Source organism: Proteus columbae (assembly GCF_009914335.1).
Classification (GTDB): Bacteria; Pseudomonadota; Gammaproteobacteria; order Enterobacterales; family Enterobacteriaceae; genus Proteus.
Window position 1 is genome coordinate 1,975,502 of record NZ_CP043925.1, and the last position, 13,170, is coordinate 1,988,671.

Below are 13,170 nucleotides of genomic sequence, written 5' to 3' on the forward strand. Positions count from 1 at the left end.
AAGCTAAACTTCTAAGGACAGAACAGTAACCGCGCTTTATTGCGCGGTTTTTGCTTTTTAATAATATTCGTTCAAGTATAGGTGAGATCCTCAGAGACCTTTGTAAGTACAAAGGAGTAGAAATAATCGAAGGACATCTCATGCCAGATCATGTTCATATGTTAGTGAGCATTCCACCAAAGATAGGTGTTTCAAGCTTCGTGGGATACTTGAAAGGTAAAAGCTCACTAATGATCTTTGATAGACATGCCAATTTAAAATATAAATTTGGCAACAGAAAGTTTTGGGCAGAAGGGTTCTATGTCAGTACGGTAGGGCTAAATGAAGTGACAATACAAAAGTATATCAGAGAGCAAGAAAAGTCGGATTTAATCTCAGATAAATTAAGTAGAGACCCCTTCAAGGGGTAGGCCAAAGTAGCAAAGACACTAAGCTTGAACGAAGAGAAAGCAGCGTCATCTAGGCGCAGTCGGTAACAAGCCCTTATAGGGCAAGAGCAAACCACCCGTTTTACGGGTGGTTATGATTAGATTCATTGGTTTTATTTATGAAAGATTTTATTATTTATCCTGTCAAAATTTCTTTTAATGACAAAAGGAGTTTTTATGATAAATATTTTAAATAAATTTGAAAATAAAGTTCAAAATACAAACCCTGTTTTTAATAACGAAAATTTAAAAAACTATTTGAAACTTTTAGATAATATTGATGATATTAAAAACACACCATTAAAAGACATCTCTGGTGGTTATAATGGGAAAAAAACTAGTGTAAATATTGCAAATATCAGCAAAGAATTAATATCAAAAATACGAGTTCTTTATAGCCATGAAGAAATATCCTCTTGCAAGATTAATATAAAAAACAAAGAAAAATCAATAAGATTATTAAATGAAGCTTATGCTAAAGCAGATAATGCTATTTTAAGTTGGTGGGAGAATGAAAGGAGAATATTTCCTTCTTCAATAATTAATCGAAAAATTGACAATTTAAATTTGAATAAAGATGCTAGTGCAAATAAAGAACTTAATATAGATAAAAAACTTAAAGAAATTATATTTATTTTAACATCTAAAAAATTTAATTTAAATTTAGATATTAAAGCGGCTCAAAGTACGATAATCCAACACTTACAAGATATCCCTGACGTCGTAAAAGCAATAGATGAATTAGGAATTTCTAATGATTCATATTCAAAATATGAAACTTATTGTTTAATGGCTGAATATATTTACAATTTTTTATCAGAAAATAAAAATGAAGTTGATTTTTCTAAAATAAAAGATGCCGTTAAAGAAATCGCTGAACGAAATTTGGTTACTCCTAAAGATAGATTAACATCCCTTTATTCTACATATACTCTTATTTTTTTGTGAGAAAGTAAACTATTTATCTAACACTAGACATTATGTACAACAAGGTGTACATTTTATCTACTTTAAGTGAAATAGGAAAACACAATGGCCTCACATCTTATACAACAAAATATTGAAGCACTCTCTTCACCTAGTGGGCATTACTCTCATATCGTTACTGCAAACAATATGTCGTTTGTTTCAGGGTTATTACCCTTAGATAAACAAGGTAAACCTTTAGCAGACAAACCTGTTGAAGAACAAATCACACAAGTCCTTGAAAATTTAGCTGCTTGTCTTCTCGGAATTAATGCAAAGAAAACCGATATTGCTCAAGTTAAAGTCTATGTGACAGATATTAATGAATGGCCTATCGTTAATGAGTTATATGCAAAATGGATTGGTGAACATAGACCAGCAAGATTAGTGGCAGGTGTAAAAGAGCTCCATTTCGGGAGCAAAATCGAAATTGAAGCCGTTGTTATCAAGGAATAATCTTATGAATAAGTTACCTGCTCCCACTTATAAAGATGTTGCTGAAGCTCATCAACGTATTCTGCCCTATCTTAATAAAACGCCTGTTTTAACCTCTCGCACTATTAATGAGCTAACAGGGGCACAATTTTATTTTAAATGTGAAAATTTTCAGCGAATGGGCGCATTTAAATTTCGGGGGGCGATGAATGCGTTATCTCAATTTACCGCACAACAACGTAAAAATGGTGTCGTGACTTTCTCATCAGGCAATCATGCTCAAGCTATAGCTTTATCGGCAAAGCTATTAGGTATTCCTGCAACAATTATCATGCCTGAAGATGCACCAAAGGCAAAAATGGAAGCAACAAAAGGCTATGGTGGTCGAATGATCACCTATAACCGCTATACAGAAGATCGTGAAAAAATTGGACAACAGCTAGCACAAAAAGAAGGTTTAACATTAATTCCACCTTACGATCATCCTCATATTATTGCTGGGCAAGGCACTGCTGCAAAAGAGCTGTTTGATGAAGTTGGTCAATTAGATATGCTATTTGTTCCATTAGGGGGTGGTGGTTTACTTTCTGGCTCTTTATTATCAACCAAAGCCCTCTCCCCAGATTGTAAAATATTTGGCGTTGAGCCTTTAGCTGGAAATGACGGACAACAATCATTACGCAAAGGCGAAATCATTCATATTGATACACCGAAAACAATTGCAGACGGCGCACAAACACAGCACCTAGGCAATTATACTTTTGAGATTATTCGTAACCATGTGAACGATATTTTAACGGCGACAGATGAAGAATTAATTTCGGCTATGCAGTTTTATGCTCAGCGAATGAAAATAATTGTAGAGCCTACAGGTTGTTTAAGTTTAGCGGCCGCTCGTCAATTTGGTGATAAATTAAAAGGCAAGAAGATTGGTATTATTATCAGCGGTGGTAATGTCGATATCGCGCAATATGGTCGATTTTTAGCGCAATGAACTTGCATGTTCTAATATGGAAAAAAGCAGTATAGAAAAACCTATACTGCTTAAAAGAACCAACATACAACCAATCAACTAAAATAACAGGGGCGTTTGTTTAACCATTTTTAATTAAGTGAAAAAGTGATACCTGCTTCTTTACATAATTGAGTCAGATTTTCTTTTAATTGTTGATTTTCTTCAGGCAATAAATCGAGTTGTGGCAAACGCATATGACCACCTTCTAAACCACGCATGGTTAATGCCGATTTAAATATTGCCATATTCGCACCAGACTTAAGTGCATCACTAAATTTCACACAAAATTGTTGCCACTGTTTCGCTTCTTGGTAATGACCTGCGATATAAGCTTTATACATATTCACAAAAGGCTCAGGGAATACGCAAGCACAACCAGAAACCGTACCGTCACAGCCCGCATCTAATAAACCTAGGAATAATTTATCGTAGCCATGAAGGACGGAAAAACCCTCAGCAACTGTAAGGTAGCTTAATGTTGTATTGTTATCAGCAAAACTGTATTTAATACCAATTACATTTTTACACTGTTGTTGTACTTTTGCCGCTAATTCAGGCTTGATGTTATTTGCGGCACATTGTGGAATATTATACAAATAAACAGGGAAATTATCTGGTACGCTATTTGCCACTGTCACAAAATAGTTTTCTAATTCTCTGTCTGTCGCACCAAAAAATTGTGGTGTTACCACACCAATACCATCGGCACAAATTTCAACTGCGTGTTTGGCTAATTCAATGGTTTCAGTTAATGTCATTGCACCAACATGAATAAAGACCGGTAAACGCTTATTCGCTGTTTCAACAACGGTTTTCGCAACATTCTTACGTTCTAATGCAGATAAACGCAACATCTCACCCGTTGTACCACAAGGATAAAGGCAATCAACGCCCTTGGTTACTAGCATTTCAGTTAATGCAGATAACGCTTTAATATCTACTTGATCGTTCGAATCAAACGGAGTAACCATTGCCACTGTAACGCCAAATAATTTTTTCATATAAAGACCTTTATTAAATCAGATTGCTTCAACAATAACTTTAATTGCCAACATACCCGGATCATCTAAACCAATAGATTTTTCTGGAAACATACGGGCTCGACCTAATAAATTAGGTTTTTGGCGAAATTCATTAAGCGTACTATCGACGCTTTGTAAGGCTGCTGCTTTTAAATTATCGATAGCTAAAGTTGGTTTTAGCGCTTCAGATAAATGGTAAAGAATATCGAGTACGGATTTTTGCCCTAATTCCCCTTTTCCCCTTGCCATCATGCTTTGGTATGCAATAGTTAATAGTGGTGAAATGTCAGAGGACGATATTTCTTGAAGTTGATTTTCTTTGCAGTATTTTGCCATTGCCATAAAAGCGGTTGCTTGCAATGTACCAAAAGAAGAAGCACAGGCTTTTTGTAATGATTTACTGCATTGGAAAAGTGCTTTGCTTAGATCTTCAGGCCAATCTTGTGAATCATCTGCAATTTGTCGCCAGCCTTTTTGCATGGTGATCCCTAAATCCCCATCACCTAGACGACTATCTGCTTCACACAGCATTGATTGAGATTGCTCGCAAGCAATAGCGATACGGATCACCGCTTGTTTGAGCATATCAAGCGTAATATTCATCGCTATACCCTCCAGAATGCACAATGAGCTGGTGCATTCATCAAAGCTTCTAGCTCATCATCCAATTTACACAATGTTAAACTTGCACCAGTCATTTCCATGGATGTGGCATAGCGTCCGACTAACGGATGTACAATTGTTGCACCCGTTTTATCAATCAGCTGTGTAATTTTGTTGTATAGAATATAAAGCTCTTCTAATGGTGTTGCGCCTAAAGAGTTAACTAATACAGAGACTTTATCTCCTGTTTTTAATGATAATTCTGTCTGTAAGCGCTCAAACATCTCTTGTGCAATATCATCTGCGTTGCGTAATTTATCACGCCAAATTCCCGGTTCACCGTGAATACCCATCCCCATTTCCATTTCATCTTCGCCAATTTCAAAAGTAGGATGTCCTACTGCGGGTAAGGTACAAGATGTCAGCGCACAACCAATGGTTCGAGTATTTTCCATGGTTTTTTGAGCAACACGCGTGACTTCATCAAGTGTTGCTCCTTCTTCGGCTTTGGCGCCCGCCATTTTAAAACCATAGATCATTCCAGCAACACCACGGCGTTTGTGCGCTTCTTCTGGTTTTGCTGAAGCCACATCGTCAGCAGCTAAAACGGTTGTACAACGAATATCATCTTCAAAATCGACAGTTTCAGTCGCCATATCAAAATTCATGATATCGCCACCATAATTGCCATAAAGTAACAATACACCTAAGCCACTGTTTGCTTCACGAATGGCATCTGCCATTAAATCAGCTGAAGGTGAAGCAAAAACATCGCCTACGGCGGCTGCATCTAATAAGCCCTCACCGACATACCCTGTAAATACAGGTAAGTGACCCGATCCGCCACCCGTTACAATACCCACTTTGGGCTTATTTGCTTTTTTCGAACGAGTAATCAATCTTGGCTGTGGTTGACGATAAATATCACCATGAGCAAGGCATAAGCCCGCTAATGTTTCATCGACATAATTTTCTGGCTTATTTAATATTTTTTTCATGTGATCACCCGATATTTTTATTTATCTGCTGATTTTTATCATCTTAAAAAAACATTTCGTTTATTTAAGATGAGTTTTCCCTGATACTTAAAAAGCATCTCTATTTAAATAATTTTTTATAAATAAACGAGACTTTATTTAGCTTTAAACGCACCTCTAACTTGCATAATAACAATGAATAAAAACACACTGGCTAATACCATCGAAATAGGTCTATTAATAAAATTAATAAAATCACCATCTGACTTCATTAATGATGAAAGTAAATTCTTTTCTAACATGGGCCCTAAGATCATGCCCAAAATAATGGGTGATATTGGGAATTTTCGTTCTTGAAGGAAATAGCCGATAACACCCATTACTAACATAACAACAATAGAAGACATCGTATTAGTAATTGCGTAAGAGCCTACGAGACTAAATAAGATAATTGCTGGATAAATAATTGCATTATCAATAGCAACAATCTTCTTCAATAAATTGACAACAATAAAAGCAATCGGTAATAAAATTAAATTAGCAATAAAGAAAATAATAAAGACAGCATACAATTTATCAGGGTTGAATAAAAACAGTGTTGGTCCTGGTTGCATATCTTTCATATACAAGACACCGATAATAATTGCAGCAGCTGAATCGCCCGGAATGCCAAATACTAAAGATGGGATCCAACTTCCCGCTAAACTTGCATTATTACTTGCTGAAGCATCAACAATACCTTCTTCAGAACCATGACCATATTTTTCTGGGTTTTTAGAGAGTTTCTTTGAAACGGCATAAGAGATCCATGCCGCAATATCGGCACCCGCACCAGGTAAAGCTCCAATTAATGTTCCTATTATTCCGCTACGAAAAATGCCGCCTTTACGCTGGCGAACAACACCGCCAACCCCTTTAAAAATATTGTAAGAGTTATTTTCAGCATTCACTTCACTTAGCGTGATTTGCTTTTCTTTCCAACGCTCAACGTAATATTTAATTGCACCAGAAATTGCAAATAATCCTATCATTGCTGGAATAAAACTTACACCTTGCATTAAAGAGACTTCACCGAAAGTAAAGCGTGCTTGCCCTGTAAATTCATCATAACCAATGGTGGATAATGCAATACCAAAGAACAGTGCTAATAAGCTTTTTCTAATATGTGAACCTGAAACAATAGTTGCACAGCTAAGCCCAATTAAAGACAGCCACATATATTCATAAGAACTAAATTTTAAAGCAAACTCAGCTAAAACTGGCGCTGTTGACGCCAATATAATTGTACCAATAACGCCACCAATCACAGAGCTTGTTAACGACATACCTAATACGCGGTTGGTTTTACCTTCTTTAACTAAGCTGTGTGCATCATTGGTATAAGCCGCTGATGCAGGCGTACCCGGGATATTTAATAAAGCACCTGGAATATCACCCGCAAATATAGAAGACGCGCCGACAGAAATCATTAAGGCTAATGCAGGAATCGGATCAAGAAAAAAAGTAAATGGTACCATTAATGCGATAGCCATTGTTGATGTTAATCCGGGAATGGCACCAACGAATAAGCCAAATAAACAAGCACCAATAACGACAAGTATTGTTGTGTAATCAATATAAGCAAGTGCGCTAATTAATATATCCATACTGTTGTTCTCTATTTATTAAAATAGCTGAGGTAGCGGTACTAACAGTACAGCGGTAAATAAGTAATACACACCTAACACCACACTGGCTGAAATAATAAAACTGTATATCGGTTTTGTTGTTGCATATTTCATCATTAACGGTGCTGTAATAATTAACCCCGTTAAAATAAAACCTAGATAATCTGATGCAAAAACATAAAAAAGAATAATACCAATAATTAATAAAACGAATTTTATTTCACGCCATGAAATTAATGGAATATCACTTTCTTGATTACGTGAAAATATATCTATTAATGAAAATATAATCATGCCGCCGCCAATAATAGAAGGCATAAAAGCGGCGCCATATTCACTAAAATCACCTAATGAATACGCACTATAAACAATAAGAAATAAACCAAAGCAGCAAAATATTAGCGATAGAATATGACGATTTAGCATAGGCATAAAAACGGCTGTTGTTCAGCCGTTTCCTCAGTTATTTCTTTATAATTTCACCAAACTTTTTATCTTCATTAGCCATAAATTGAGTGGCATCATCTCCATATAGCTCGATCACTTCAAATCCTTGTTTATTTGCAAACTCGGCTAATTCACCAGATGCATACACTTTTTTCATTGCAGCCGTAAGTTTATCTTGCACTTCTTTATCTAACCCTTTTGGCGCAACTAGCATATTCCATGCTTGTAAATCCCAGTTATAAGGTGTGGCTTCTTTAAATAATGGTACATCAGGATAAAAAGCCGATTTCTCATTTGACATAATTGCCATGTGCTTTACTAATCCTGCTTTTACCATACTATCCGCCTCACCTAATGAAGAGGTCACAATATCAACACCACCAGAAGCAAGCTCTTGTAATGCAGCACTTGCACCTTGAGATGGGATAAAGCGAATGGCGTTATCAGGCAATCCTGCGGCACGCAACATACCAATAGTATTGAGATGCCAGATTGAATTTAAACCACTGCCAGATGCTTTTAATTTACCCGGATTTGCTTTTGCGTAATCAATAATTTCCTGTGCATTTTTAAATGGTGAAGATTTCCCAACCTGTAATCCACCATAAATAACGGCAAGACGTGTAATCGGTGTGTAATCTTGGTAAGTTAAATTTGTCATGCCTTGATGATGCATCATGGTAATTTCAACCGTTGCAATACCTAATGTGTAACCATCGGGTTTTGCATTTTTAATGGCATCATGACCTACAACACCACTACCTCCAGTTTTATTTACCACATTAACGGTCACGCCTAATTCTTCTTGTAACCCTTTAGCCGCTAGGCGTGCAACAGTATCAGTATTACCGCCAGCAGCCCAAGGAACAATAATAGTAATCGGCTTTTCTGGATATTGAGCAAAAGCAGGAAGTGTAAAAATGGAACTGCATAGGGTAAATGCCAGAAGTGTTTTTTTCATTATATGCACCTTTTCTCATTGCAGATTATTTGTGGTCGAATATCTTCGAGCCTTGATTTAAGGCGAGCCTGAACTTGAGAAAGTACAGGCATTGCTGTTACGCCTTTTTGTTCTATAAATGCAGAGAGGAAAGCACTGGCAAATAATACACTCTCATGCATTGTGCCTCCTGCCGCTATTTTTGAAGCAAATGCGCCATTAAAAGCATCCGTGGCTGCCATCGTATCCACTCGTAACGATGGCATAGGGGGAATATGAAAAGTGGCGCGTCCGTCAAAATAGACCACACCAAGCTCATCCATATAGATAATGACTTTCTTATTTTCATCACCTGAAATAACGTTAATCGCTTGTGTGGCGTCATTAATATCGTTTATTTCAATGTCAGCCCAGTGTGATGCCTGATTTGCATTTAACGTAATAAAATCAAGAGTGGCATAAAGTTGTTTTAAATCTTCGCTATAAGGTGCAACATTAAGCACGATAATTTTATTAACAGACTTTGCAAACATCGCTGCTTTAATATTGGCTTCTATATTAATTTCACCTTGGAGCAATAACACATCTGCCTCACTTACATAAGGCAAAGAAATATCAATCTCTTGCTCAGAGAATGTATTGTTCGCTCCTAAATAAGTCGCTGTAATATTGTTTTGTGTTTTATCTGCTAAATAACTAATTGAACTGCCTGTCGGCTCTATTTCTGTTTGAAAAATAGTAAAAGAATCAATTCCACTTTCTTGTAAATATTTATATGCATATTTACTAAAATGATCTTCACCAACTTTCGTTATCAAATGCACTTTCGCATCAGAAAAACTGGCGGCCATTGCCTGATTTGTTCCTTTACCACCAGGGCCTATCGAATTGCTTTTAGAGTTAATTAACTCTCCGACTTTTGGAAAAGAATCGACATTGGCAATAATATCTACCACAAATGACCCAAGCACACAGACTTTGCCTTCTGGCTTTCTATCTTTACGTTCTCTCACGATTAATAAATCGTGCAATAAACATGAAATATCAAAACTATCACTAAATTTACTTATTTTTTTAATTTCTTGTTTCCCTAGTATGGCGCCACCATGACAACGTTTGATCAACCCTTCTCCTTCGAGGTATTTCAAATCACTGCGAATAGTTTCCAATGTGACACTGAATTTTTCCGCAAGTTGAGCCACTTTAACTTTCTTTTGTTCTCTGATGATGGTGTAAATTTCCTGTCGCCGTTCTTCTGAAAACATATAAAGTGCCTCCGTATCATTGATAACGAGAATAAGGAGATTAGGTCAGTGATTCTGCGATGGTATTCAAAACAAAAAACCAAAAACAGAAGCAAAACCAAATCAAAGCAATTTAGATCACATTTTTTTAACACAACATCAATTGGCATACGTTAAAAATGAGAGGTGAAACGAGTCGAATAATGAATGGAGATTTAGAAAAGAGAGGTAGAATCAGCCGTTCAAGAACGGCTGATAAAATAATAACTTAGATTATTACAGGTGTGATAGTTTTAAAATGTAAATATCATGTTAAATAAAATCACCTTGGTATTTAGTTTAACAAGGCATTAAGCAGATAAAAGCCCACTAATGTCAGCAATACGACCACTAAGGTATTACGTATTTTAAGCGCTAATCCTACACATAATAAGGTTCCCCAAAGATAAGGATTATCTAGAATACCTTTAAATTCACCTTTTTCTAACAGCACAATGGGTGCACAAATTGCAGTTAATAAACAAGGTGCAGAATATCCTAATGCCTGTCTGATCACAGACGGTAATTTGACGGGGATCGCCGGTTCAAGAAAGAAATAACGCAGCATAAAAATGACGAGTGCCAAAATTAATAATAACGACCATGTCATTTTTGTTCTCCTCTGGCTCTAGCAACACAAACAGCAATAAACATGCCTGTTAATCCACCAATCACTACGCCACCTTCTATATTCAACCAGCTGAAAATAATAGATAGGCAAAAAGAGACAATAACACCTACTAATGTACTAAATGTTTTTATTAACGGAATAACAATTGCCAATAACGTGGCAACAATAGAAAAATCAAGATGATAACGAGATAAATCAGAAACTTGGCTTGCCATAATAATGCCAACAATACTAACGGCAACCCACGCTAAATAAAAACATAATCCCGCACCTATCATATAAGCGGGTGTGAGTTTTACTTTAGGTTGTGCTGAAACAGCAAAAAGTTCATCCGTTAATAAAAAACCTATTGTAATACGTTGATACCATTTTAAATGGGCAACATGAGAACGTAAGGTTAGTCCGTATAAAAGATGCTGAGCTGTAATAAAAAAGACAGAAAAAATAATGGTCAGCATTCCCGCACCAGAAGCCACTAATCCTAATGTCACCAATTGCGCCGCCCCTGCAAATATAATTGCAGACATTCCGACACTTTGTGCAAAGGTTAATCCTGCATCAACGGCCATTGATCCCGCTAATATTCCCCAAGGAATAACCGCAAGGCATAAAGGCAAAACATGCAAAGCACCAAGGCCAAAAGCACGCATTACTTGCCTATCTTCATTATTATTTTTGATTTTTTCCATTTACCTGTCTTCACTTCTAATACATTAATTCTATAGAGAATGATTATCAGTCCGTAAAAGTAAATAGGATTGTATAAAATTGCTATTTTGTTTGTTTTTTACGACAACAAAGGGGACTTTAAAGAGGAAGATAATCGGAGCCCTTTTAAATAATTACCTGGTGTAACACCAATGGCATTTTTAAAATGACGATGGAAATGGCTTTGATCTGAAAAACCACAACGTTGTGTTACATCGGTAAGTGTGTGGCCTAAAGAGAGTAACTGCCTTGCTTTACGAATACGGGCTTGAATAAGCCAAGCATGCGGAGTCATACCAATCTCTTTTTTAAATTGGCGTAGAAAATGCCAAGGGCTTAAATTTACCATCTCTGCTAAGGTATTAAGTGAAAATTCATTTTCAGGTGTATCATTCATTAATTCACTCACCCACTGTAACCGTTGCCCTATAGCGCTTAATGGTTTTTCTTGGGTTCTTTTTTTGCTATAACGCAAAATCAACATTGCCATTGTCGAAAGTAATAGCGACTCTTTTAAAAGATAATTATTGGGTTGTTCCAGTAATGAAAAAAGCAATAAAAGTTGCTGGCTTAAACCAGGATCGTGAATAACGGCATCAGGAAACCAAGGCGTTGCACCCTGCTCTTGTTGTAGATCACGCGTTAATGTTTGCAGGTATTCTGGCGTGGGATAAATAGCTTGATAAGCCCAACCTGATTCAACCGCAGAGGAGCCTGTGTGAATTTCATCGGCATTAACAATGATGATATCGCCTTTGGGGGCGATATGTTCTCTTCCTGTGCGATAAAACTGTTGTGCGCCATCATCAATCACACCAATACAGAAGCCCTCATGGGTATGACGTGAAAAAGTCTGATGCAAATATTCAGCTTGCAGATAAGCAAGGCTATTAAGCTCAGGAAGGTGAATAAGTTTAGCCTGCTCTTGTCGCATCGAATATTGATCCCATCAACAGTAAAAATCATCAGCTTGTATCATAAACACTATACTGATGATTGCATGAAATTGCTCAATCTTACTCATGTCGCTGATGAATTTTTGCTGGAACAAAAATTTGGTGAGTTTCTAAATTTGCTTGGTTAATTAATTCCATAATGAGTCGAAAGCAGTGTGAGGCTAATTCAGGATTATTTTGTGCAATAGTATCTATTGGTATCGATAATGAATCATAAAGATAGTGATCATCAAAACCAGCTAAATAAACATCATCTTGCATGATTTTATTTTGGCTTAAATACCGTAATACACCCTCCAGCAAACCGCAGGCTGAAGTAAAAACAAACTTAGGTGGCCGACCTAAAGACGCACATAAAGAGCCGAACATTTCATAGCCTGAACTTGGATGATAGTGCCCGTGAATGATCCACTCTGTTTTTAAATTAATCTTGGCTTGAGAAAGCCCTTGCGTAAAACCTAAAAGGCGATCTTTTGTAGGTGAAATCGTTGATTGTCCACCTAAAAAGTAAAATTCATCAATGCCATTTGTTGAAGCAATCTCTGCAATAAGTTGTTGTGTCGTGGTAGTTGAATCTGTGACAACAAAAGGTAATGTTGTACCGTCAAAATAACGGTCAAATAACACAACGGGAATTTGTTTACTTAAGCGCTGATATTCAAAATCATTTTGTAAACAAGAAGCCACAATCAAACCATCGATTTGTCGTGATAACAAATGTTCTATTGCGAGAGTCTCTTGAGCCGCATTTTCATCCGTACAGGAAATAAGTAGCTGAATACCCGCTTCTCTACATAATATTTCTAGCTCATAAGCCACTGAAGCAAATCCGTAGTTAGTAATATCAGGAATAACCAATCCCAATGCATAACTGCGATTATCACGTAAAGAGCGAGCATGAATGTTAGGTTGATACTGATATTTTTGGGCAATAGAGGTAATACGTGCAATGGTGTCATCAGCAACACGCATCTCTTTACCTCGGCCATTCAATACCAAACTAGCTGTTGTTTTTGATACGCCTGCTAGTTTTGCAATATCTGTAATAGTCGTACGCTTTTGTTTTTTCACTGTTATTTTACTTAAGGCTGC

Annotated in this window: 14 protein-coding genes and 1 pseudogene; 4 read left to right on the forward strand and 11 right to left on the reverse strand. The window is 36.6% G+C overall.

Annotated elements, in window-relative coordinates:
- Positions 1 to 44: 44 nt before the first annotated feature.
- From tnpA to F1325_RS09540, 4 genes and pseudogenes are all read left to right on the forward strand, one after another.
- Positions 45 to 410: pseudogene (tnpA, locus tag F1325_RS09525) on the forward strand (IS200/IS605 family transposase); the annotation flags it as partial.
- A gap of 195 nt (positions 411 to 605) precedes the next feature.
- A complete protein-coding gene (locus tag F1325_RS09530; RefSeq protein ID WP_160230364.1) occupies positions 606 to 1,376 on the forward strand; it encodes a hypothetical protein in 771 nt (256 codons plus the stop codon).
- A gap of 84 nt (positions 1,377 to 1,460) precedes the next feature.
- Positions 1,461 to 1,850, forward strand: coding sequence for a RidA family protein (locus F1325_RS09535; protein WP_109372311.1), 390 nt, complete (start codon positions 1,461 to 1,463; stop codon positions 1,848 to 1,850).
- Between the two features lie 4 nt (positions 1,851 to 1,854).
- Complete coding sequence (locus F1325_RS09540) at positions 1,855 to 2,823, forward strand: threo-3-hydroxy-L-aspartate ammonia-lyase (RefSeq protein WP_109372310.1); 969 nt, start codon at positions 1,855 to 1,857, stop codon at positions 2,821 to 2,823.
- A gap of 110 nt (positions 2,824 to 2,933) precedes the next feature.
- Here the strand turns inward: F1325_RS09540 and F1325_RS09545 are convergent, their stop codons facing one another.
- From F1325_RS09545 to F1325_RS09595, 11 genes are all read right to left on the reverse strand, one after another.
- On the reverse strand, positions 2,934 to 3,845 hold the full coding sequence (locus F1325_RS09545) for a dihydrodipicolinate synthase family protein (RefSeq protein WP_160230365.1): 912 nt from the start codon (positions 3,843 to 3,845) through the stop codon (positions 2,934 to 2,936).
- An 18-nt stretch (positions 3,846 to 3,863) separates the two neighbouring features.
- A complete protein-coding gene (locus F1325_RS09550) occupies positions 3,864 to 4,469 on the reverse strand; it encodes a dihydroxyacetone kinase subunit L (RefSeq protein WP_241726463.1) in 606 nt (201 codons plus the stop codon).
- 2 nt (positions 4,470 to 4,471) lie between these two features.
- Entirely contained in the window at positions 4,472 to 5,467 is a 996-nt protein-coding gene (locus tag F1325_RS09555) for a dihydroxyacetone kinase subunit DhaK (protein ID WP_109372308.1), read from the reverse strand.
- A 134-nt stretch (positions 5,468 to 5,601) separates the two neighbouring features.
- Positions 5,602 to 7,092 carry a tripartite tricarboxylate transporter permease gene (locus F1325_RS09560; RefSeq protein ID WP_109372307.1) on the reverse strand — a complete coding sequence of 497 codons (1,491 nt, stop codon included), beginning with the start codon at positions 7,090 to 7,092 and terminating at the stop codon, positions 5,602 to 5,604.
- 18 nt (positions 7,093 to 7,110) lie between these two features.
- Positions 7,111 to 7,545: a tripartite tricarboxylate transporter TctB family protein gene (locus F1325_RS09565; RefSeq protein ID WP_109372306.1), complete on the reverse strand. Its 435-nt coding sequence runs from the start codon at positions 7,543 to 7,545 to the stop codon at positions 7,111 to 7,113.
- A 31-nt stretch (positions 7,546 to 7,576) separates the two neighbouring features.
- Positions 7,577 to 8,521 carry a tripartite tricarboxylate transporter substrate binding protein gene (locus F1325_RS09570; protein WP_102086691.1) on the reverse strand — a complete coding sequence of 315 codons (945 nt, stop codon included), beginning with the start codon at positions 8,519 to 8,521 and terminating at the stop codon, positions 7,577 to 7,579.
- The gene (locus tag F1325_RS09575; protein ID WP_109372305.1) at positions 8,521 to 9,765 is read right to left on the reverse strand and encodes a PfkB family carbohydrate kinase; all 1,245 of its coding nucleotides are present in this window, start codon (positions 9,763 to 9,765) and stop codon (positions 8,521 to 8,523) included. The genes F1325_RS09570 and F1325_RS09575 overlap by 1 nt, the downstream gene beginning before the upstream one ends.
- Positions 9,766 to 10,078: 313 nt before the next feature.
- Positions 10,079 to 10,393, reverse strand: coding sequence for an AzlD domain-containing protein (locus tag F1325_RS09580; protein WP_075673103.1), 315 nt, complete (start codon positions 10,391 to 10,393; stop codon positions 10,079 to 10,081).
- A complete protein-coding gene (locus F1325_RS09585) occupies positions 10,390 to 11,103 on the reverse strand; it encodes an AzlC family ABC transporter permease (RefSeq protein ID WP_244185013.1) in 714 nt (237 codons plus the stop codon). Before F1325_RS09585 ends, F1325_RS09580 begins: the two co-directional genes overlap by 4 nt.
- A 98-nt stretch (positions 11,104 to 11,201) precedes the next feature.
- A complete protein-coding gene (locus tag F1325_RS09590) occupies positions 11,202 to 12,056 on the reverse strand; it encodes an AraC family transcriptional regulator (protein ID WP_109372304.1) in 855 nt (284 codons plus the stop codon).
- An 82-nt stretch (positions 12,057 to 12,138) separates the two neighbouring features.
- Positions 12,139 to 13,149 (reverse strand): substrate-binding domain-containing protein, encoded by a 1,011-nt coding sequence (locus tag F1325_RS09595; RefSeq protein ID WP_109372303.1) that lies wholly within the window; start codon positions 13,147 to 13,149, stop codon positions 12,139 to 12,141.
- Between the last annotated feature and the right edge of the window lie 21 nt (positions 13,150 to 13,170).